21 protein-coding genes are annotated in these 19,779 nt (G+C 70.3%); 13 read left to right on the forward strand and 8 right to left on the reverse strand.

What is annotated here, in order from left to right; all coding sequences use genetic code 11:
* Positions 1–49: 49 nt before the first annotated feature.
* Positions 50–2,158 (forward strand): WD40 repeat domain-containing protein, encoded by a 2,109-nt coding sequence (locus ACX114_RS09075; RefSeq protein WP_459296700.1) that lies wholly within the window; start codon positions 50–52, stop codon positions 2,156–2,158.
* Here ACX114_RS09075 and ACX114_RS09080 read toward each other — a convergent pair.
* Positions 2,155–3,399, reverse strand: coding sequence for a hypothetical protein (locus tag ACX114_RS09080; protein ID WP_459296702.1), 1,245 nt, complete (start codon positions 3,397–3,399; stop codon positions 2,155–2,157). The two genes, ACX114_RS09075 and ACX114_RS09080, sit on opposite strands and share 4 nt — an antisense overlap.
* A gap of 130 nt (positions 3,400–3,529) precedes the next feature.
* On the opposite strand from ACX114_RS09080, the gene ACX114_RS09085 reads away from it, so the two are divergent.
* Both ACX114_RS09085 and ACX114_RS09090 read left to right on the forward strand, forming a co-directional pair.
* Positions 3,530–4,669, forward strand: a complete 1,140-nt coding sequence (locus ACX114_RS09085) for a sensor histidine kinase (RefSeq protein WP_459296704.1) — start codon at positions 3,530–3,532, stop codon at positions 4,667–4,669.
* The gene (locus ACX114_RS09090; protein WP_459296706.1) at positions 4,666–5,466 is read left to right on the forward strand and encodes a LytR/AlgR family response regulator transcription factor; all 801 of its coding nucleotides are present in this window, start codon (positions 4,666–4,668) and stop codon (positions 5,464–5,466) included. The genes ACX114_RS09085 and ACX114_RS09090 overlap by 4 nt, the downstream gene beginning before the upstream one ends.
* Before the next feature lie 9 nt (positions 5,467–5,475).
* Here the strand turns inward: ACX114_RS09090 and ACX114_RS09095 are convergent, their stop codons facing one another.
* On the reverse strand, positions 5,476–5,931 hold the full coding sequence (locus tag ACX114_RS09095; RefSeq protein WP_459296708.1) for a hypothetical protein: 456 nt from the start codon (positions 5,929–5,931) through the stop codon (positions 5,476–5,478).
* 195 nt (positions 5,932–6,126) lie between these two features.
* Here ACX114_RS09095 and ACX114_RS09100 point away from each other — a divergent pair, with 195 nt between their 5' ends.
* On the forward strand, positions 6,127–7,266 hold the full coding sequence (locus ACX114_RS09100; protein ID WP_459296710.1) for a serine hydrolase domain-containing protein: 1,140 nt from the start codon (positions 6,127–6,129) through the stop codon (positions 7,264–7,266).
* Between the two features lie 3 nt (positions 7,267–7,269).
* On the opposite strand, the gene ACX114_RS09105 is transcribed toward ACX114_RS09100, so the two are convergent.
* Positions 7,270–8,163: a LysR family transcriptional regulator gene (locus tag ACX114_RS09105; protein ID WP_459296712.1), complete on the reverse strand. Its 894-nt coding sequence runs from the start codon at positions 8,161–8,163 to the stop codon at positions 7,270–7,272.
* Between the two features lie 104 nt (positions 8,164–8,267).
* Here ACX114_RS09105 and ACX114_RS09110 point away from each other — a divergent pair, with 104 nt between their 5' ends.
* Together ACX114_RS09110 and ACX114_RS09115 are read left to right on the forward strand one after the other, a co-directional pair.
* Positions 8,268–8,858, forward strand: a complete 591-nt coding sequence (locus ACX114_RS09110) for a glutathione S-transferase family protein (RefSeq protein ID WP_459296714.1) — start codon at positions 8,268–8,270, stop codon at positions 8,856–8,858.
* Positions 8,859–8,936: 78 nt separating this feature from the next.
* Positions 8,937–9,623, forward strand: coding sequence for a hypothetical protein (locus tag ACX114_RS09115; protein WP_459296716.1), 687 nt, complete (start codon positions 8,937–8,939; stop codon positions 9,621–9,623).
* On the opposite strand, the gene ACX114_RS09120 is transcribed toward ACX114_RS09115, so the two are convergent.
* From ACX114_RS09120 to ACX114_RS09130, 3 genes are read right to left on the reverse strand one after another with little or no spacing between them, the layout of a single operon-like run.
* Positions 9,624–10,352 carry a LytR/AlgR family response regulator transcription factor gene (locus ACX114_RS09120; protein WP_459296718.1) on the reverse strand — a complete coding sequence of 243 codons (729 nt, stop codon included), beginning with the start codon at positions 10,350–10,352 and terminating at the stop codon, positions 9,624–9,626. It abuts the gene before it with no gap.
* Positions 10,318–11,406, reverse strand: coding sequence for a sensor histidine kinase (locus ACX114_RS09125; RefSeq protein WP_459296720.1), 1,089 nt, complete (start codon positions 11,404–11,406; stop codon positions 10,318–10,320). Before ACX114_RS09125 ends, ACX114_RS09120 begins: the two co-directional genes overlap by 35 nt.
* A gap of 8 nt (positions 11,407–11,414) precedes the next feature.
* Positions 11,415–12,386 (reverse strand): DJ-1/PfpI family protein, encoded by a 972-nt coding sequence (locus ACX114_RS09130; protein WP_459296722.1) that lies wholly within the window; start codon positions 12,384–12,386, stop codon positions 11,415–11,417.
* Between the two features lie 194 nt (positions 12,387–12,580).
* Between ACX114_RS09130 and ACX114_RS09135 the strand changes: the two genes are divergently transcribed.
* From ACX114_RS09135 to ACX114_RS09160, 6 genes are read left to right on the forward strand one after another with little or no spacing between them, the layout of a single operon-like run.
* Complete coding sequence (locus ACX114_RS09135; protein WP_459296724.1) at positions 12,581–12,925, forward strand: ArsR/SmtB family transcription factor; 345 nt, start codon at positions 12,581–12,583, stop codon at positions 12,923–12,925.
* Positions 12,922–13,488: an SRPBCC family protein gene (locus ACX114_RS09140; protein WP_459296726.1), complete on the forward strand. Its 567-nt coding sequence runs from the start codon at positions 12,922–12,924 to the stop codon at positions 13,486–13,488. Before ACX114_RS09135 ends, ACX114_RS09140 begins: the two co-directional genes overlap by 4 nt.
* An 11-nt stretch (positions 13,489–13,499) precedes the next feature.
* Complete coding sequence (locus ACX114_RS09145) at positions 13,500–13,916, forward strand: DoxX family protein (protein WP_459296728.1); 417 nt, start codon at positions 13,500–13,502, stop codon at positions 13,914–13,916.
* A complete protein-coding gene (locus ACX114_RS09150; RefSeq protein ID WP_459296730.1) occupies positions 13,913–14,347 on the forward strand; it encodes a DUF1801 domain-containing protein in 435 nt (144 codons plus the stop codon). Before ACX114_RS09145 ends, ACX114_RS09150 begins: the two co-directional genes overlap by 4 nt.
* A 51-nt stretch (positions 14,348–14,398) precedes the next feature.
* Entirely contained in the window at positions 14,399–14,893 is a 495-nt protein-coding gene (locus ACX114_RS09155; protein ID WP_459296732.1) for a hypothetical protein, read from the forward strand.
* A gap of 11 nt (positions 14,894–14,904) precedes the next feature.
* The gene (locus ACX114_RS09160) at positions 14,905–15,345 is read left to right on the forward strand and encodes a hypothetical protein (protein WP_459296734.1); all 441 of its coding nucleotides are present in this window, start codon (positions 14,905–14,907) and stop codon (positions 15,343–15,345) included.
* Positions 15,346–15,453: 108 nt separating this feature from the next.
* Here ACX114_RS09160 and ACX114_RS09165 read toward each other — a convergent pair whose 3' ends face one another.
* Both ACX114_RS09165 and ACX114_RS09170 read right to left on the reverse strand, forming a co-directional pair.
* On the reverse strand, positions 15,454–16,884 hold the full coding sequence (locus tag ACX114_RS09165) for an SH3 domain-containing protein (RefSeq protein WP_459296736.1): 1,431 nt from the start codon (positions 16,882–16,884) through the stop codon (positions 15,454–15,456).
* A gap of 64 nt (positions 16,885–16,948) precedes the next feature.
* Positions 16,949–17,842, reverse strand: a complete 894-nt coding sequence (locus ACX114_RS09170) for a GNAT family N-acetyltransferase (RefSeq protein ID WP_459296738.1) — start codon at positions 17,840–17,842, stop codon at positions 16,949–16,951.
* A gap of 85 nt (positions 17,843–17,927) precedes the next feature.
* Here ACX114_RS09170 and ACX114_RS09175 point away from each other — a divergent pair, with 85 nt between their 5' ends.
* Positions 17,928–19,775, forward strand: a complete 1,848-nt coding sequence (locus ACX114_RS09175; RefSeq protein ID WP_459296740.1) for a M48 family metallopeptidase — start codon at positions 17,928–17,930, stop codon at positions 19,773–19,775.
* The last annotated feature ends 4 nt before the right edge of the window (positions 19,776–19,779 follow it).

Below are 19,779 nucleotides of genomic sequence, written 5' to 3' on the forward strand. Positions count from 1 at the left end.
CACTCGGAGGGGCTGCCGCGGGCAGGGTGGCGGCGGTATCGTCGGTCCAATGCCAGGACCCTTCGCGAACCCCTCCCAGCTGGTCCAATGCTCCGACGCGGAGCTCGAAGCGCTGCTGGAGCAGGCCGACTTCGGAAACTTCGAGCCTGGCCGGGACCTTGCGCCGCTGCGCGAACGGCTCCTCCGGCTGGAGCGCGAGCACGGACTCACGGAGGTCCACCGGCGCTTCTCGGAGAAGGTCCTGGCCGCCGGGGCACGGCTCGTGGAGACCCCGCGCTACATCGGCATGCAGCGCTGCTTCGCGCTCAGCCCGGATGGACGCCATCTGGCCATCGCGAGCAACCGGCTCGACGAATCGCACGGCGGAGACGTGCGCATCTGGGAGCTGGCGACGGGGCGCGTGGTCGACGCGGTCGGGTTCGAGACGACGCTGGTCGGCTCGACGCGGGAGCCCTCCTGCCTCCAGTGGTCGCCGTCGGGGGAGTGGCTTGGCGTCATCCTGGACCAGGTCGTCATCGGCGTGATGCGGGCCTTCGCCGGAGCGCTGCCTTCCTTCACCGCCGACGTCACCCGGCGCTGGGGCTCGCCGCCAGCGTGGTCCGTGATCAATCCCAAGCACGTGGAGAACACGGGGCACCTGCCCGCCTGGTGCTGGTCTCCGGATGAAACCCAGCTGTTCGTCTCCACCCCCGGGCCGGACGGCGCGCTGGGATGCATCGTCCCGTTCCGGGAGGGCGCCAGGGTCAACGAGGACAGTGAAGGGCTTCGCTGGTGCCCGGCCCGGTTGGACGGACAGCCCTCGAAGTCGCGTCCGCATACCTGGGTGCGGTGGAGCCCGGATGGCTCCCGCATCCATGGCTATTGCAAACATGAGTTCGTGCTCGAACCGAACACCAGCACGGAGCAGAAGCCCCATCCGTCCGCCTCCGCCATCGATGTGCGGAGCGGCGACCTCGAGTACCGCTTCGATGCGCTGACGCTGCCGGTGGCGTTCTCGCCGGACGGGGTCCGCCTGGCCTACGGGGAGGAGCAGCCCCGGCTCGCCAACGGACACACCGGCCGCCCGGTGTCCGACCTGAGCAGGGACGCCGAGCTGCGTGTTCACGCGGTCGAGGAATACGTCTGGTCCCGCGACGGCAAGCGTCTGGCCGTGCTCGTCAACAACTACGAGTTCCCCCAGGTCCTCATCTTCGAGGGCGGCAAGCGCCTGTGTCAGGTGAACCTGAAGCGCCGTTCGTTCGGGTCGGCTTCCAGGAGCGGCGACCTGGGCCGCTGGGCCTGGTCGCCGGATGGCTCCATGGGCGCATGTCTGCTGCGTGACGAGGGAGGAACGGTCGAGCTGTGGAAGGTGGGGTCTTCGGCCAAGATGGTCCGGCGGCTCGAGGGCGCCAGCGGCATCGACGGACTGGCCTGGGGCGCGGACGACACGCTCGTGGGGACGGGGCACCATGACATCGCCTTCTGGGACGTGAACACCGGTCAGCTGCGCTTCCGCTCCTCGTTGGAGTTGGAGCCGGGCCGCGTGCCACCCCCGAGCGACTGGAACCCCTGGCCGGACGAGGACGGACGGTTCATCCCGACCGAGCGCGGCTGGGACTTCACGCGAGCGCAGCCGGACGGCACCGTGGTGTGTCCCCCGGGCTCGCGGGAGAAGCTCGAGCCCCGGCTGATGTTCTCGGTGGGGGGGCGCCACGCCTGGCCCTGGCGCTGGGCCGAGGGGGCCCGGCATGCGCGTTGGGAGGACGCAGCCCCCTGGCCCGTCGAGCCTCAGGCGGAGGCCGCGTTCGAGGAGCGGCACGTCCCCGTGCCCGAAAACGAGACGCTGGCGGCCAGAGACGACCGGCACGGCAAGTGGGGATTCCTGAAGCAATACCAGGCCCCCACGCGGCCCCTGAATCATTACAAGGCCGAACCCGTGTTCACGCACGGCCCCGCCATCAACCGCGCCAACCTCACGCCGTATCTTGGCAAGGGGGTGATGCTGCGCCAGACGCAGTACGGGACGTGGTACGCGCTCGGGGCCCTGCTCGAGGTCTCCGACGAGGGAATCCTCATCCACCCGCGCGCGCCCATCGGCTCGTACCGCGAGCGGCTCCTGTCCTTCCGGGACATCCTCTGGATTGGACCGGCGGTGCCGCTCGAACCGCCGGAAGGCTAGTGCCAGGTCCCCACGCCGAAGCCCCAGCCGAAGTAGAGGCGGGACACATCGGCGAAGCCGCTGACGCGCCACGAGGTGTCGGGCGAGAACAGACCGAAGACGGACCACTGGAACAGCCGCAGCTCCGCGCTGGCGGTGCCATGCAGGCGGGCCCCGACGGTGTCGAAGCGGCTGGGCTCCAGGTAGCTGCCCGCGCGCAGCTGGAGCCGGTTCTCAAGCGGCTCCCACTCCGCGCCGACGCGGGGTGAAATCGAAAGGCTCTGCCCGGAGCGCTCCAACTGCTGCGACAGGAAGGAGTCGAAGCCGATGGCATTCGGCACGGAGCCGCTGATGAGCACGGAGCCGGTCAGCAGCAGCTTCGCGCGTGGCAGGGCCCTGTAGCGCTCCGCGCGGTCGGGCCCCCACGGTATCTGGAGCGGGCGGTCTCCGAACTGCCAGGCGACGCCTGCTTCAATCTCCCAGGGCAGCCGGACGGAGGTGGGCAGGTAGAGGCCGGCGACCTTCACGTTGCCCTCCTCGTCCGCGGTGGTCGGTCCGCCCGGGGTCAGTCCTCCCTGGACGGGAGCGCGGAGGGTCAGCGCGGCGCGCAGCGGCAGGCCCATGGGCGTCCAGAGGGCACCGGCCTCCACGTTGCCGCCGAACATGCTGGCGAACTTGTTGTTCGGATCCTCGGCGGTGTTGATCTCCAGGACGACCGCGCGCAGCCCCACGCCCACCGTCAGCTCGCCATCGAGGAAGCCGCGAGCGAGCTGGAACTGGAAGCGGGTCATGCTCAGGTTGAGCAGCTGCCCATTCGCGTCCTCTCCCAGGGCATAGTTCTGCATCGACGCGGCGCCGCCCAGCCCCCAGGGGCCCCACTGAATCAGCCCGCCAAGCTGCGTGAAGATGAAGTCGTCGTTGGCGAAGCCCACCGCGCCGTTGTTGTCGAAGTCGGTGTCGCGCAGCGAGCTGGGAAACGTGAAGGCCAGCGACAGGTCGTAGTCGACGTGCTTGGACGAATAGAGCGAGCGCACGGCCGGAGCGGCCGTGTTGACGCTGATGCCCTCGACGCCCTCCGCGATGGGCGCGTACGCGCCGGCCAGGTCCGACACGCGCACCGGCGCCAGCACCGGGCCCTGGTACACGTCGATGGCGTAGTTCGAGCTGGTAAGCGGCGGATTGTCCGCGAGCGCCACCCCGCTGGAGAACATGACGGCCAGGGCCGCGAGCCGGGCGAGCGAGGAGGGACGGGGAGAGGCCATGGCGGAAGCGAGGTCCCGCGAGGATACATGGCCCCTGCCAGGGCGCCGTCGTCCCGTTCGCTGCACCCCGGAGCCCTTTGGCTGCACCCGTCCGGAAGTGGACCCGGTTCGGACGTAGACTCCACGGGCCGTGGAATCCACCTCTCCCTCCGCGTCCGCGCCGTCCGTGCTGCTGTCACTGCTGCGCCGCGTGCCGCTGCTGATGCTCGTCTGCGCGGTGCCGGGCGTCGTCTCCGCGCTCCACTCCTGGGTCTATGCCCAGGCCCGGGAGCCGGGCTATCCGCTCAGCCGGGCGCTGCTGGTGCAGGTGCCGCAGTGGCAGTACTGGGCGTTCGCCACGCCCTTCATCCTCGCGCTCGGACAGCGCTTCCGCCTGGAGCGCGGCATCTGGCCCCGGAGCCTCGCGGTCCTCCTGGCCGCGCTCGTCGTGGTCATGGTCCCCTACGTGAGCATCATCTACTTCGCCGCCCGGGCCACGGGGGAGACGTGGCTCCTGGAGAGCTCCTGGGCGCGGATGCTGCCGTTGATGATGGCCAAGTACAGCGTCCTGTCCCTGCTCACCTATGGCGGCATCCTCGCCATCGGCTACGCCGTGGACTACCACCGCCGCTTCCGCGAGGGAGAGCTGGCCCAGGCGCACCTGGAGACGCGCCTGGCGCACGCGCAGCTGGACGCCCTGCGCGCCCAGCTCCACCCGCACTTCCTCTTCAACACGCTCAACGCCATCTCCGTGCTGGTGCGCAAGCAGGACACCGCCGGCTCCATCCGCATGCTCACCGGCGTCAGCGAGCTGCTGCGCATGGCCCTCCACACCTCGGGCCGCCAGCACGTCCCCTTCCACGAGGACGTGGACTTCCTGGAGCGCTACCTGGACATCGAACAGACCCGCTTCCAGGACCGGCTCCAGGTGGTGCGCGCCATCGACCCGGCCACGCTGGGCGCGCTCGTGCCCAGCCTCATCCTCCAGCCCCTGGTGGAGAATGCCATCAAGCACGGCATCGCCACCCGCTCCGGCGCGGGACGCGTGGAGCTGCGCGCCTCACGCGAGGGAGCGCGGCTGGTGCTGGAGGTGCTCGATGATGGCCCCGGGCTCGCACCCGGCTGGGACCACCAGGACGGCCGCATTGGCGTGGCCAACGTGCGGGACCGCCTGCGACAGCTCTACGGCGACCGTCATGTCTTCACGCTGGAGAACCGCGCCGGGGGCGGAGTGCGAGCCCGCCTGGAGCTGCCCTTCCAGGCCGCCGTGCCGGAGGCGCTGGGGGCATGAACACAGCCGCCGCCATCCGCACGCTCGTCGTGGATGACGAGCCCCTGGCCCGCGAGGGGCTGCGCCTGCTGCTGGGCGCGGATCCAGACGTTCGCGTGGTGGGGGAGGCCGGCAACGGACCGGAGGCGGTGCGCCTCATCCGCGAGCATCGGCCGGACCTGGTCCTGCTGGACGTGCAGATGCCGGAGCTCAACGGCTTCGAGGTGCTCGCGCGGCTGGACCCCGGCGAGGTGCCCGCCGTCATCTTCGTCACCGCGTATGACCAGTACGCGCTGCGCGCCTTCGACATCCACGCGCTCGACTATCTGCTCAAGCCCTTCCGCGACGACCGCTTCCACGACGCCATCGGCCGCGCCAAGGCGCAGATCCGCATGGCGCGGATGTCCGACCTCAGCCAGCGCTTGATGTCCGTGCTCTCCACCTACGGTGAGCGGGACAGCACGCCCGCCCCGGCGCCCACGCCCCCCGAACCGTGGATGCGCCGGCTGGCCATCCGCGACGCGGGCCGGGTGGTGTTCCTGGACGTGGACGAAATCGAATACATCGAGGCCGCTGATTACTACGTGCAGATCCACGCGGGCGGGAAGGCGTACCTCCACCGCGAGACGATGCAGAGCCTGGAGACCCGCCTGGAGCCGGAGCGCTTCATGCGCATCCACCGCTCGGCCATCGTGAACGCGCGCCGCATCCGCGAGCTGCGCAGCGAGGGCCGCAGGGACCTGGTCGTGGTGCTCTCGTCCGGCGCGGAGCTGCGCGTCGCCCGCAGCCACCGCGAGAAGTTCCAGCACCTGCGCTGAAGGCCTTCGTCACGAAGCCAGGGACGAGGAGGCGCGGCGCACCGGGAATCGCCGCCACACCTGGCGCTCCCAGAGCGTTCCCCCCAGCAGCACGGCGACGCCGCTCCAGAGCAGCAGCGCATTCTCATCCAGCGCATGGCTGAGGACGAGCAGCCCGCAGCCGGCTCCTGAAATGGCAAGCGGCGCCAGGCGGCGAAGGCGCCACGCCCTCCAGGCATTCACCGCGAGCGACAGGGAGACGGCGACCCCCAGGAAGAGCAGATGGGAAGACTCGGAGAACGAGACGCCGATCCCCACGAAGGACAGCACCTGCGCGGAGGCCGAAAGGTGCCCCGGGCACACGGCACAGGCCAGGAGCGGTATCCATGAAGCCCAGCGGCCCTCGGGGCGTGATGCCTCCACCCGATGGTGGAGGCAGTCACAGGACGCATCCGTCGTGACTGCGCTGGGGTTCGATTCAGACATGGCGTGCTCCAAGGCGAATGAGGGGTTCCAGGTAGTGCGTCACGGATTTAAATGCAACTGTGTTGCGTTTGTGGTCGCCCGTTCGCCGCACGGGCGGACCGGTTCGCCGCGAGGCCGTGCCCGCTGGCTGAACACTTTTCCCTCGGGCCATGCGCGCGGGCACGGTGCCGTCCGTCCACCCCACGGAGGCACTCCATGTCCGCGTCATCCATCCTGAGGTTGTCCGCCCTCGTCCTGGGCATGCTGTTCGCGGTGGCCCCCGCGAGCGCCGCGCCGAACGCGTCGTATCCGCTCCCGCCTGCCTCTTCACGCCACGACGCGCAGGTCCAGCAGGCGCGGGCCTTCGCCCAGAAGCTGCTCAAGGACTTCCAGTTGCCGGGCCTCTCCGTGGCCGTCGCGCATCGCGGGCAGGTCCTCTGGTCGGAAGGCTTTGGCTACGCGGACCTGGAGCAGGGCATCCCCGTCACGCCGCTGACCCGCTTCCGTGTGGGCAGCGTGTCCAAGGTCCTCACCGCCGCCGCCGTGGCCCGGCTGGTGGAGGAGGGGAGACTGAACCTGGATGCCCCCATCCAGAAGTACGTGCCGTCCTTCCCCGTGAAGCCCTGGCCCATCACCACGCGCCAGCTCACCGGGCACCTGGCGGGCATCCGTCACTACCTGGACCGGGATGAAGTCATCTTCCAGGAGGCGAGGCACTTCAGCAGCCTCACCCAGGCCCTGGGCCTCTTCCAGGACGACCCGCTGCTGTCCGAGCCCGGCACGGCCTACGCCTACTCCAGCTATGGCTTCAACCTGGTGGGCGCCGTGGTGGAGGGCGCCGCGCACGAGGAGTTCCTGCGCTACATGCAGCGCGCCGTCTTCGAACCGCTGGGCATGCGCCACACCGGGGCGGACCATCCCCACCAGCTGATTCCGAACCGCACGCGCTTCTATGCGAACGGCCCGGAGGGCGGCCACCGGCACGCCGCCCACGTGGACAACAGCTACAAGTGGCCCGGCGGCGGCTTCCTCTCCACCGCCGAGGACCTGGTCCTCTTCGGCTCCGCGCACCTCCAGCCCGGCTTCCTGCGCAAGGAGACGCTGGCCCTCCTCTTCACCTCGCAGAAGCTCAAGTCCGGCAAGGAGACGGGCGTGGGCCTCGGCTGGCGCATCGGCGTCTCCGCGCAGGGGCGGCGCATCCTCCACCACCGGGGCGCCATCGAGGGGGGACGCGCGATGCTGATGCTCTTCCCGGACTCCCAGCTCGTCGTGGCCCTGCTGGGCAACACGTACGCGGACTTCGCGGAGGAGCAGGCCGCGCAGTTGGGGGAGCTCTTCATGGCCGCGCCCCGGTGAGCCTCACTTCCGCTTTCGTCCGCGGGCCTTCGGTGTCGCCGGCTCCATCTGTGCGGCCAATACATCCACGAAGAGCCGGACCTTGGGCGGAAGGTTCAGCCGGCTGGGATAGACGGCGTGGATGGGCCGCAGCATCGCGGGCTTGGGGCCGAAGAGGATTCTCAGCCGGCCGTCACGCACGGCCTCCCGGCAGAGGATGTCCGGGACGAGCGCGATGCCCACCCCGGCGATGGCCGCCTCGCACGCGAGCTCCAGGTCATTCACCGTCAGGACCGGGTCGATCCGGGTCTTCACCCCCTCGGCCATCCAGGTGTCGAACGCGCTGTAGCCAATGCAGCGCGCGGTGCGGAGCTCCCTGGCGCTCGGGGTGCCGTGCTTCGCGAGGTAGCGGGGGCTCGCGACGAAGTGGTTCGCGCCCTCGCCCAGCTTCCGGGCCACGAGCGATGAGTCGTCGAGCGGACCGATGTGGATGGCGACATCCAGCCCCTCTTCGATGAGGTGGGGACGGCGGTCCGCCAGCACCAGCTCCACCTGCGCCTGGGGATAGCGGTCGAGGTACTTCGCGATGACGGGGGTGAGGTAGCGGCGGCCATAGAGCACCGGCGAGGAGACCCGCAGCAGCCCGGTGGGATCCGCCTGCCCCCGTTGCACCTCGCTGTTCGCTTCGTCGATGAGCGCGGCGATGGCGGCGCAGCGCTCGGAGTACACGACGCCGGCCCCTGTCACGCGCAGGCGCCGCGTGGTCCGTTCGAGGAGCCGCACGCCCAGCCGCTCCTCCAGATGGCGGATGCGCTCACTGACGGTCTGCTTGGTGATTCCGAGCTTGAGCGCCGCGCGGGTGAAGCTCTCCTCGCGGACGACCGTCGCGAAGAGGACCATGTCGGCCGGTGGAATCATGGGCGTCAAGCCTAGCCTGACAATGAGTTCGTCCGGGGCCGCATTGTCCGGGCACTCCGGCGGCCGCATGGTGAGGCCTCACGCAACGTTCAGGAGTGCCACCCATGAAGCTCTACTTCGCCCCCAGGACCCGAGCGGTCCGTCCCCGCTGGCTGCTGGAGGAACTCGGCGTGCCCTACGAGCTGGTCCAGCAGGACACCGTCACCCCCGAGTACCTGGCGGTGCATCCGCTGGGGGACCTCCCCGCCCTGGTGGATGGGGACGTCACGCTGCTCGAGTCCCTGGCCATCTGTCTGCACCTGGCCGACCGGTTCCCGGAGAAGCACCTGGCGCCGCCGGTGGGGAGCGCGGAGCGCGGGGCCTATTACGGCTGGATGGCCTTCGCCGAGTTGAGCCTCGACCCCGTGGTGATGGAGTTCTACCGGGACGCACAGCCGCCGGGAACGCGCGAAGTCCCGGAAGGGGACGTCGCGAAGCTCAGGGCCCGGCTCACGGCGGCGCTCGACCTCATCCAGGGGGGACTCGGCGGCCGTGAGTTCCTCGTGGGGGAGTCCTTCACCGCCGCCGATGTGGTAATGGCTTCCATCCTCCACCTCGCGAACACGCTGATGCTGCTCGGCGGGCATCCGGGACTGGTGGCGTACGTCAGGCGCCACTCGCAACGCCCCGCGGTGCGCAGGGCCGTGGCGGGGTGAGCCCATTGCGATAGCGTCCTACCCATGACGGCTCCCGAGCCTCACGCGTCCGCTCTCGTCTCCGTTGGGATCGCGGGGTTGTCCCTGCTCTTGCTGGCCACATGGGCCACGCTGGCTTCGCGCTACGGCCGAACTCCGCCGGACGGTCCACGTGGAGTCGTGGGCTTCACGGTGGCCCTGCTTGTCTGGGCGGGAGGCTGGTGGGCGCTCGCGTCCAGCGGAGTCCTGGCCCGCCTGGATCCGCGACCGCCGCCGTCCGCGCTCCTGCCGCCCGCGCTCGTCGTGGCGGTGGTGCTTCTGCTGCGAACGGGCACCGCGAAGCGCATGAGCCAACTGACCCCGCTCTGGCTCCTCGTCGGACTCCAGGCCTTCCGCCTCCCGCTGGAGTTGGTGATGCACCAGGCCGCGCTCGAAGGTGTCATGCCCGCGCAGATGACCTTCGGATCCGTGAATGGCGTCACCGGCTGGAACCACGACATCCTGACAGGGGCGACCGCGCTGCCGCTGGCGCTCTGGCTGCGCGCGGGCAACGTGCCCCGCCCGGTCGTGCTGGCCTGGAACGTCCTCGGCAGCGTGCTGCTGCTGGGCATCCTGGGCATCGCCATCGCCAGCACGCCGTTCCTCGCGCGGTTCGGCGGCGCTCCTTCCCAGCTCAATACGTGGATCCTCTTCGCGCCGTTCGTGTGGCTGCCCGCGGTCCTGGTGGGCTCGGCGCTGTTCGGCCACGCGCTCGTCTTCCGCCGGCTCTGGCGCGACGCCGTCTGACTACGCCAGCAGCTCCTTCACCCGCACGGCGTAGCGCCGGCTCATGGTGAGGGGGGCGTCGAGTCCTCGCAGGTGGAGGCGGAAGGTGTCGTTGTCCTCGCGCTCCATGCGCTCCACGTGCTCGAGGTTGACGACGGTGGAGCGGTGGACGCGGACGAAGTGGCGCGGGGGCAGTCTCGACTCCCAGCGCTTGAGCGACTCGTGCACCAGCAGCTCCCGCCCATCGGTGAGTACCAGGCGGGAGTAGTCGTCCTCCGCGCGGATGCAGCGGACGTCGCTCACCCGCACCAGCTCGGTGCGCGCGCCCTCCTGGACGAGCACCCGGTCTTCGAGGGTGAGCCTGCGCTCCCCGGAGGGGCGCTGCCCGGCCAGGGAGGAGCGCAGCCGCTCCAGGGTGCGCGCCAGCCGTGCCGGCGAGACGGGCTTGAGCAGATAGTCGAGCGCGTTCACCTCGAAGGCCCGCACCGCGTGCGCGTCCAGCGCGGTGACGAAGACCACCGCCGTCTCGCCCAGCTCCTCGTCGAGCAGCTCGAAGCCGGAGGCCTCCGCCAGGTGGATGTCCAGGAACACCACCTCCGGACGGCGGGCCCGCAGCACGCGGGTGGCGCCGGGGACGTCTTCCGCTTCGCCCACCACCTCCACGTCGGGGTGGGCCGCAAGCAGCCTGCGCAGCTCCACGCGCGCCAGCCGTTCGTCATCCACCAGCAGCGCCGAGAGTCGTCGTTCCATGGGACACCTTCAGCCGCAGTGTGGCACGCACCCAGCCGTCGTGTTCCTCCAGGTGGAAGGCATGGCGGCCGGGGAGGAGCACCGCCAGCCGCTCCCGCACGTTGCGCAGCCCGATGCCCAGGGAGTCGGGCCCCGCGTGCGCGTCCGCCGCGCGTCGCAGGGTGCCGGTGTTGGCCACTTCGAGGCACAGCTCGTCCGCCTCCAGCGTCGCCCGGAGGGCCACGTGCAGGACCGCGCCGCGCCGGGCCCCGTGCTTGAGCGCGTTCTCCACCAGGGGCTGCACCGTGAGGGCGGGCAGCAGGGCCTGCGCGGCGGCGGGCGACACCGCCCAGTCCACCTGGAGCCGCTCCTCGAAGCGCACCTTCTCCAGGGCCAGGTAGTTGTGGATGCCCTCCAGCTCCTGCTCCAGGGGAACCAGCGCCTGCTGGGGGCCGGTGAGCGTGCTCCGCAGCAGCTCCGCCAGCTGCGTCACCATCGTCTGGGCGCGGCCGGTGTCCTCGGCGATGGTGGCGCGCAGGGAGTTGAGCGCGTTGAAGAGGAAGTGCGGGTTGAGCTGGTAGCGCAGCGCCTGGAGCCGCGCCTCGTGGGCCAGCGCCCGGGTCTCCAGCCGGGCCCGTTCGCCGGCCTGCTTCTCCTGCCAGGACTTCACGCCGTAGTAGACGCTGCACCACCCGCCGAACACCCAGCCCAGGTCCAGCCCGCCGTGCGGCACCCACGTCCAGTCCAGCACGGTGCGCTCCGGGAAGAAGGGCGAGGAGGCCGCGCGCAGCAGCAGCCACCACACGGCGCCCAGTCCCCAGCAGACGGCGAACAACAGCAGCGCTTGTCCCCACGGGGGCAGGGGGCTTGCGCGGACGCGGCGGCAGGCGCGGTGCAGTCCCAGGCTCAGGGCGAAGCCCAGCCCCATGCGCAGCGCCTTGAAGACGAGCATGGCGTTGCGCCGCTCCACCGTCATCCCCGCGAGCACGGGCGCGTAGGTGGTGTAGGTGACCACGCCGTACCCCAGCCACCCGGCGAGGTTCAGCTTCCAGAAGAGGCGGCGGGTGTCCGTCATGGTCCAGGTCAGGGCGAAGGCGTCTGGGCGAAGCGCGCCACCACCCGCGAGTTGAAGGCGGGTAGATCCGCGGGCTGGCGGCTGGTGACGAGCAGGCCATCCTCCACCACCGCCTCGTCCACCCAGGTGGCCCCGGCATTCTGGAGGTCTCGCCGCAGGGAAGGGAAGGACGTCACGCGCCGGCCCTTCACCCCGCCCGCGTCCGCGAGCAGCCACAGCCCGTGACAGATGGCGGCCACCGGCTTCTTCGCGCGCAGGAAGTCCTGCACGAAGGTCACCGCGCCGGGGACGAGGCGCAGGGCGTCCGCGCTGTGCGTGCCGCCCGGCAGGTAGAGGGCGTGATACGCGTCCGGGCGCGCGTCGGACAGCGCCCGGTCCACCGGGAACTCGCTCACCTGTCCCGCGGACACCTCCGCGCGCACGCTGCCCGCGGTGGGGGCCACCAGCTCCACCCGGGCGCCGGCCTCCTCCAGCGCGCGCCGGGTCCCGGTCATCTCCGGCAGGTTGAAGCCATGGGTGAGCAGCAGCGCCACGGTGCGACCCGTGAGAGGGCCCGCGGGCCGGGTCTCCGCGCGGAGCGCGCGGTGGTACACCTTGCTCACGATGGCCCACCTCCCGCCCAGCTTGAGCAGGGAGATGTAGTCGACGAAGTCCGCCTTGGGCGTGCGCACGGCCACCTTGGCGACCGCGGCATCGCCGAAGACGTCCACCTGGAGCACCCGGTCCTCGCGCTCCTTGAGGGGACGCTTCACCGCGCCCTGGATGTAGTCCTGGCCGGGCCAGGTGGCCAGCGCCCCATCCGGCCCCACGGAGAGGAGCTTCGCCTCCGGATGGAAGGCGCGCTGGAGCCGGGCGCCGTCGCCGGACTTCACGCCCTCCGTATAGTCGGCCACCACCGAGCGGATGGCCGCCACGTCGTCACCGGGCGTGGCCAGCAGCCAGGTGGTGATCAGCATCGAGGTGAGGGGAGCCAGGGACATGGAGTCCTCCGTGAGGGGAGGTCGTGACCCTGGCCGTTTTTCCACCATGTCACCGGAAGCATTCCGCGAGCGGCGCCGGCGCTCGGTGAGCGGCGCCGAGGCGCGGTGAGCGGCGGGGCCACGACCGCACGCCTGCTCCCCAATAGGCGTCATATGAATTGACAGGCATATGACCCGATGGGTATATACGGCCCATGGAATCATCGTTCGCGATCATCGCGGAGCCGAACCGCCGGGCCATCCTGAGCCTGCTGGCGGCGTCGGAGCACTCCGTCGGCGAAATCGAGCATCAGCTGCGGATGCCCCAGACGTCGGTGTCCAAGCACCTGCGCGTTCTGCGCGACGCCGGCTTCGTGGAGTCGCGCATCGATGCCCAGCGGCGCGTCTACCGCATCCGGCCGGAGCCGCTCATGGAGGTCGATGAGTGGCTCGCGCCATTCCGGCGCTTCTGGACGGCCCACGTGGACGCGCTCGAACGCCATCTCGACCAGATGGACCTCGAACCCGAACCCGAACCCAAGAAGGGAAAGAAACGATGAGCCACCGTGCGAAGTACACGCCCGGCCCCGCGGCCGGAGCCCGGGTCCAGAAGGAAGGCGAGAAGTGGACGCTCGTCCTCGTCCGGGACCTGCGTCATCCCCCCGCGAAGGTGTGGCAGGCGTTGACCGACCCCACGCACCTGGCCCAGTGGGCGCCGTTCGACGCGGACCGGAACATGGCCAGCGTGGGACCGGTGAAGCTCTCCACGGTCGGAGCGCCGACGCCGATGGTCGCCGAGACCACCGTGAAGCGGGCGGAAGCGCCGAAGCTGCTCGAGTACAGCTGGGGGCAGCAGGACCTGCGCTGGGAGCTGGAACCGGCGGGCACCAACGGCACCCGGCTCACGCTCTGGCACAACATCGACCGTGGCTTCATCTCGTGGGGCGCCGCGGGCTGGCACATCTGCTTCGACGTGCTCGACCAGCTCCTCTCGGGCGACCCGCTGGGCCGCATCGTGGGGCCGGATGCGATGCAGTACGACTGGCAGCGCTTGAACTCCGAGTACGCGGAGCAGTTCGGGGTCCAGAGCCCCACCTGGAAGGCGAGCAAACCCCAGCAGTGAAGGAGCACACCATGGAATCGACCCTGCCTCAGCCGGCGCTCGTCGCCGCCAGGACGTCCCCCAAAGCCGTCACCATCACCTTCTGGATCGCCACCGCGCTCTTCTGCCTGGAGATGGGCTTCACCGCCTACGCGCAGTTGAACCTGCGGGATGCGGCGGACGGGTTCACCCGCCTGGGCTTCCCCGGCTACTTCCGCGTGGAGCTGGCGTGGGCCAAGGTCCTCGGATTGCTGGTGCTGGTCGCACCGGTGCCGTGGCGGCTCAAGGAGTGGGCCTACGCGGGCTTCGCCATCAATCTCGTCTCGGCGCTCATCGCCCACTTCGCGGTGGGAGACGGCCCGGAGGCGTGGGCCTTCGCGGCGTTCACCAGCGTGCTCTGGGTGCTCTCGTATGTCTCCTGGCGCCGGCTCCAGGCGGGACGGGCATGAAGAAGACCGTCGCGACGGAGTCCGCGTCCGCGTTGATCGACCAGCGGATCCAGGACCTGGGGGACTGGCGTGGGAAGACGCTCGCGAAGGTGCGCGCGCTCATCCACGCGGCGGACCCCGAGGTCGTCGAGGAGTGGAAGTGGATGGGGACCCCCGTCTGGTCCCATGACGGCATCATCTGCACGGGGGAGTCGTACAAGGCCGCCGTGAAGCTGACGTTCCTGAAGGGCGCGGCGTTGCCGGACCCGGCCGGGCTCTTCAACTCCAGCCTCGACGGGAACGCCCGGCGCGCCATCGACATCCACGAAGGCGACAAGATCAACGAGACAGCCTTCAAGGCGCTCATCCGCGCCGCGGTGGTGCTCAACCTGGAGAGCAAGAGCAACAAGCCGAAGGCCTCGCGCGCCAGGCGCAAGCCAACTCCGAAGTAACTGTGAGAGGCTTCCCGGACGGCCGCATCACCCTGCGTAGGAGCGCATCCGATGCTTCGTCCCGCTGTCCGGAAGCCTTTCATCCCGTTGACCCTGGCCACCGTGCTGATGGCGCTGGGTGTCCTGCTCATCGGGCCGCCCGCCTGGGCGGAGAAGCCCTCGAAGCCCACGTCCAAGCCCGCGGACCGGCACTACATCCGCAAGGTCGACCAGTCCTCCGTCGCCAAGGACAAGAACACCGTCATCGAGTCGCGGGTCGATGTCAGCCGGGACGTGAAGGACATCAACGACGGCAAGGCGAAGAAGGGCAGCGATTCAGGGGCTGTGACCTGGACGCTCAACGGGCGGACCTACGGAGCCCATGACAATGGTACGCTGTATCCCATCCGTGGCACCGGGTTCCATGAGCTGAACCGCTCGGCCTTCAAGGCATTGGGGGTCTACAACAAGTTCGACGACACCCCGCGCGCGAAGGAGATCCTGGACAAGATGGGCACGCCCCCGGGCGACAGGAAGGCCGCGCTCAAGGCGCACATCGCGGGTTGAGAGGGAGAGCCATGCAGCCGGAAAGACAGGTGGTCGGATTCATCGCGCGGGGAGCCGTGGAGGACGGGCGCCTCTTCGACAGCATCGGCCGCGCGCTCGGTCTGCCTCCCGAAGGTGTGGCGCGCTTCGACGTGGACGGCCCCTCGGATGCGGCGGTGCTCGTCGAGACTGCGCTCCGGTCCAAGGGGTTCCGCACGGATGTGACCCTCTACGTCGATGGCTCCCGCATCCAAGAGCCCTCGGGGCTCACGTCGGTGGACGTGGCCACCCGGGTCGCGGCCCTGCTCGGCGAGGAGCTCCTCGTCTCGCCTCCCGCGGACGACCCGGCGGTCGCCACCTCGTGGTTCCTGGTCACGCCCGACGGGAAGCGCTTCCGCGCCAACGAAGCCTCGCCCAGCCAGGACGAGGAGGACTCCGTCGAGATCGACCGGGCCTCCCTGCGCCCCCTGTAGCGGTCCGCGTCACCAGGGGATGACGCCCGCGTCGTCCGAGTAGGTGCCCGTGGGCCCGTCCGGACTGAGCAGCGCGAGGCGCACGGGGGCGCGCTCGGCCGACTGGGTCTAGGGCCGCGTGACGTGGACGAGGCTCGTCATCGCGTCCACGTACAGGGTCGTGTCGTCGGCGTACAGGGGCAGCAGCGGGGTGACCGACACCTGATTGAGCTTCGTCTTGCGGATCTGCTGCGTGGCCGGGTCCTTGAACACGGCGTAGGGGACATCCTGGATGACGTAGGGCTCGCCGTTCACGTGGCCGATGATCATCAGGACATGTCCCGGGACGACGACGAGGTCGCCCACCTCCGCCTGCTCCAGCGCGCGCACCCGCTCGGCGTGCGAGTCCTGCGCCGTGAAGAGGCGGTGGTTCAGCGCCGCGCTCTTGCCCTGCATCCCGGAGTTGGGCGGCAGCACCAGCCCCATGCTTCGGTACACCTCGCTGGTCAGCCCGCTGCAATCGCGCGCATTGAACTGGTGCCCCCAGCCGTAGCGCTCGCCGAGGAACTTGAAGGACTGGCGGAGGATGTTGGCGCGCGTCAGCGGCAGATAGCCCGGCGCGGTGTCGGCGGTCCGGCGGAGCAGGGTGCTCTTGAAGGCCAGGGAGCCATCCTCTTCGCGCACCGGCAACCGCACCGGCCACGAGGCATAGCTGCTGGCGCCGTTGACGGGCTCGCCGGGTGCCACGTCGGCCCGTGGCAGCGAGACCCCCATGTCGAGCTCGAGCTCGGACACCCCCGGCGCTTCCGGCGTGAAGACCGTGCGCACCTGGTCACCCGTGACGACGCGCCCGGGCGCCTTCGCCACGTAGGAGAACACCGCGTCCGCCGTGCCTTCCGCGATGTCTCCGCGCTGGACCCACGCGGGGCCCTGCGTCGTCTGGACGAACAGCCATTGCTGGTCCGCGCTCTGATGCACGATGACGACCGGCTCACCCGGGAACAGGACGCCGGCCTGGAGGCTTTCGTAGTCGCGCAGGTCCGCCGAAGCGAAGAATCGCCGGCTGGACGGCAGCGCCCGCAGGTGCGTGCGCCGCACGCTGAGGCCGTAGCGCGCGGCGGTGGTCTCCGGGATGTGCCCGGCCGCGGCGTTCTGGCGAAGCCCGTCGAGCATCGCCTCCGTCACCGGTTGGCCCTGCTCGTCGATGGCTGCCTGGATGGGCGTCTGCTGCGCGGTCCTGACCCACTCGGTGACCTGGGCCCGCGTCAGCGTGGCGGGGATGCCCTTCAGGTCAACCAAGCCGCCCTCCGGACCGAACGCGCGCAGGCGCTTCGCCGCCACCTGCCCGGCATCGAGCAGCACGGCATCGGGAGACGGCGCGCGGCGGATCCAGAACTCGGGCGTCAGCATGTCTTCGCTGAACGCCGGCACCCCGGACGGAGACACCGCGAGCGCGGACGGTGTGGCGCAGGCGGTGAGGCTGGCCGCGGCGCCCATCACCGCGAGCGAGAGTGCCCGCATCCGCCACAGGTGAAGAGAAGGGAAGGGCCGGTGGCTCATGGGGGGCTGCTCCCGCTCGAAGGTCGGTTGCTCTCCTTACGGAAGAACGAACTCCCGGTGGGGGCTATTTCGCGGAGGCGTGGCCGAGGTTGCGGTCCACCACGGTGAAGCCGGCGGACTGATAGAGGGCGACGGACGCCGGGTTGTCCTCGAAGGCGTACACGATGGCGCGCCTGGCGCCCATCCCGTGCATGCGTCCCAGCCCCTCGTGCAGGAGCGCGCGCACGAGCCCGCGTCGCCGGTGCTCCGGGGCACACGCGGCCGGTTCGAACTCGCCCACGGCGTTGAGCGCGTCGTACCAACCCAGCGCGCAGGCCGCGAGGCTGCCGTCGGGGGCCTCGGCGACGAGGTCCAACGCCGGCTGGTAGCGCGGCGCCTCCATGAGCCGCGCATACACCTCCGTCGTCATCCGCTCGGTGCCGAAGCCGCGCCGGTGGACGAGGGCGCGCGCTTCCACCTCCTCGGGGCCTCGCACCGCGCGCACCCGGTAGCCCGCGGGCAGCGGCGGCGGCGGGGGCGGCAAGCCGTGGAGCGGCTGCTCCAGATGCAGGTAGCACCCACCCGGGGTGCGCAGGCAGCCCGACCGCTGCAACGCCGCGAGCAGCGGGCCGTTGCTCTCCAGCGCCCACAGGGTGGCCGGCTTCGAGGTGCTCCCGTGGCGTGCGCGCACCCAGGGCAGCACGTCCTGCACGAAGGCGTCCGCGTGCGTGAGGGGATGCACGAGCAGGTCCACGTCGCCGTTGCCGTAGGCCCACGCGAAGCCGGCGAGCTGCCCGTGCCCGGGCTCCCACAGGGCGATGTCTTCCCGTGGCCGCACCTGGGCATTGCGCAGCAGCCGCCAGGTCAGGTCCCCCACCGCGCACTCCACGTGGGGCCCGCGCTCCGCCCAGGCCCGCGCCACGAGGCGCTCCATGGCTTCGAGGTCGGCCACGTCGCGATAGGGGCGGAGGCTGGACATCCCTCCGTTCTACTCCGTCCGGGAGCCTGGAGGGCGGGGGGATGGGGCGGCGCGCGCGGCGCGCTATGCTGTCTCACCAATCCCCATGGCCTCTTCTCGGAAATCCCCTGGTTTCGTCCGCAGCCTCGTGTTGCCCGCGCTGCTGCTCTTCCCCCTGCCGCTGTTCGGGCTCTGGTTCGCCGGTCATGCCTCCGACAGCTTCGACGCGCAGGTGCTCGAAGTCATCGAGAAGCAGATTGGACGGGACACGACGTTGAGCGACGCCGATCGTCAGGAGGCGCTCGCGTTCTATCGCGAGGTCCCCGCGTCGGCGGCCTGTCAGAGCGAAGGCGAGGAGCTGGCGAGCTACCGCAACGGGCTGGGCGAGGGCTGCTCGGACGTGAAGCAGTTCGGGTGGGCGTACCTGGTCTCCTGGGCCCTGCTGGCGCTCGGGCTGGGCTCCGCGGTGGTCGCGCTCCTGTGTGGCCTGGCCGCGTTCATCTCGCGTCCCTTCCAGTACGGCAGCTTCGTGGTGGGCTGGCACGTGCTGCGCATCACCAGCGCGCTCCAGGTGGTGGGGCAGGGCGTGCTCGTCGTGTGGCTCTCCTACTGGGTGACCGCCCTCTGGGCCAATCGTTACTACCCGAAGCTCATCGGCATCATGGGCCTGCTGGCGGCGGGGGCCATCTTCCTGGTGGTGGTGGCCATCTTCAGCCGCCCGCCCATGAACTTCGACGTGGAGGCGGAGGAGGTGCCCGAGGCGCGTGCCCCGGAGCTGTGGGCCTGCGTGCGCCGGCTGTGCGAGCGGCTCCAGACCCAGCCGCCCGACCACATCCTCGCGGGCATCGACACCAACTTCTTCGTCACCGAGAACGACGTGCGCGTGGACGGGAAGGTCCTCTCCGGCCGCACGCTCTTCGTGAGCCTGTCCCTGCTGCGCCTGCTGGAGCGCTCCGAGGCGGAGGCCGTCCTGGCGCACGAGATGGGGCACCTCCTGGGCGGCGACACGGGGCACGGCAAGCGGCTGTCGCCCATGCTCTCGCACTTCGGCCACTACCTGGAGACGCTGTACGAGGGCGGCATCACGCGCCCCATCTTCTATTTCATGGCGGCCTACCGCGCCCTGTTCGAGCTGTCCCTGGGCCGCAGCCGCCGCGCCAGTGAGCTCGCGGCGGACCGGCTGGCGGCGGGTGTCACGTCGGGGCAGGACATCGCCCGCTCGCTGGTGAAGGTGGGCGCGTACTCGAGCTTCCGGGACCGCGTGGAGGCGAAGCTCTTCGCCCAGGACCAGCAGCACCAGACGGTGGCCATCTCGCAGCGGGTCGCGCACGGCTTCTCCGAGTACGCCCAGTCCGAGGCGGTGCACGACGACCTGCAGGGCGCCGTGACGCCCCATCCGTTCGACTCACACCCGCCGCTGGGCGCGCGCATGGAGAACGTGGGCGTCCACCTGAAGCCCGCGGACATGGCGCAGGTGCTGCTGGAGCCCGTGCAGTCCTCGTGGGCGGAGGCCTTCGTGGACGCGGAGGCCATCGAGGCGCGGCTGTGGGGCGTCTACGAGGCGCGCTTCTCCCAGGCCCACGACTTCGCGCTCGCGTGCCGTTACGAGCCGTCCACGGACGAGGAGCGGCAGCACGTGGAGAAGTTCTTCCCGGCGCTCGTCTTCGAGGGCAAGGAGGCCGGATACGAAGTGCAGATGGACTACGCGCAGGTGCGCTGCTCGGAGTGGGAGCAGCCCATCGAGTTCGAGCGGATCGCCAACGCCACCACCTCCGAGCGCCTGTTCAAGAAGTACCTGGACCTGGAGGTCACCGGGGAGGGGCGCTTCCTGGGCCGGCACTCCATCTGCTTGAGCAAGGTGCAGGACCCGGACGCGGTGCTGGGGGCCTTCCAGCGCTACCTGGGCCGGAACAGGCTCATGAAGGACCACCGCTTGAGCTCGCAGGCCGCTTGAGTGG

It is taken from the genome of Corallococcus sp. M7, assembly GCF_054512695.1.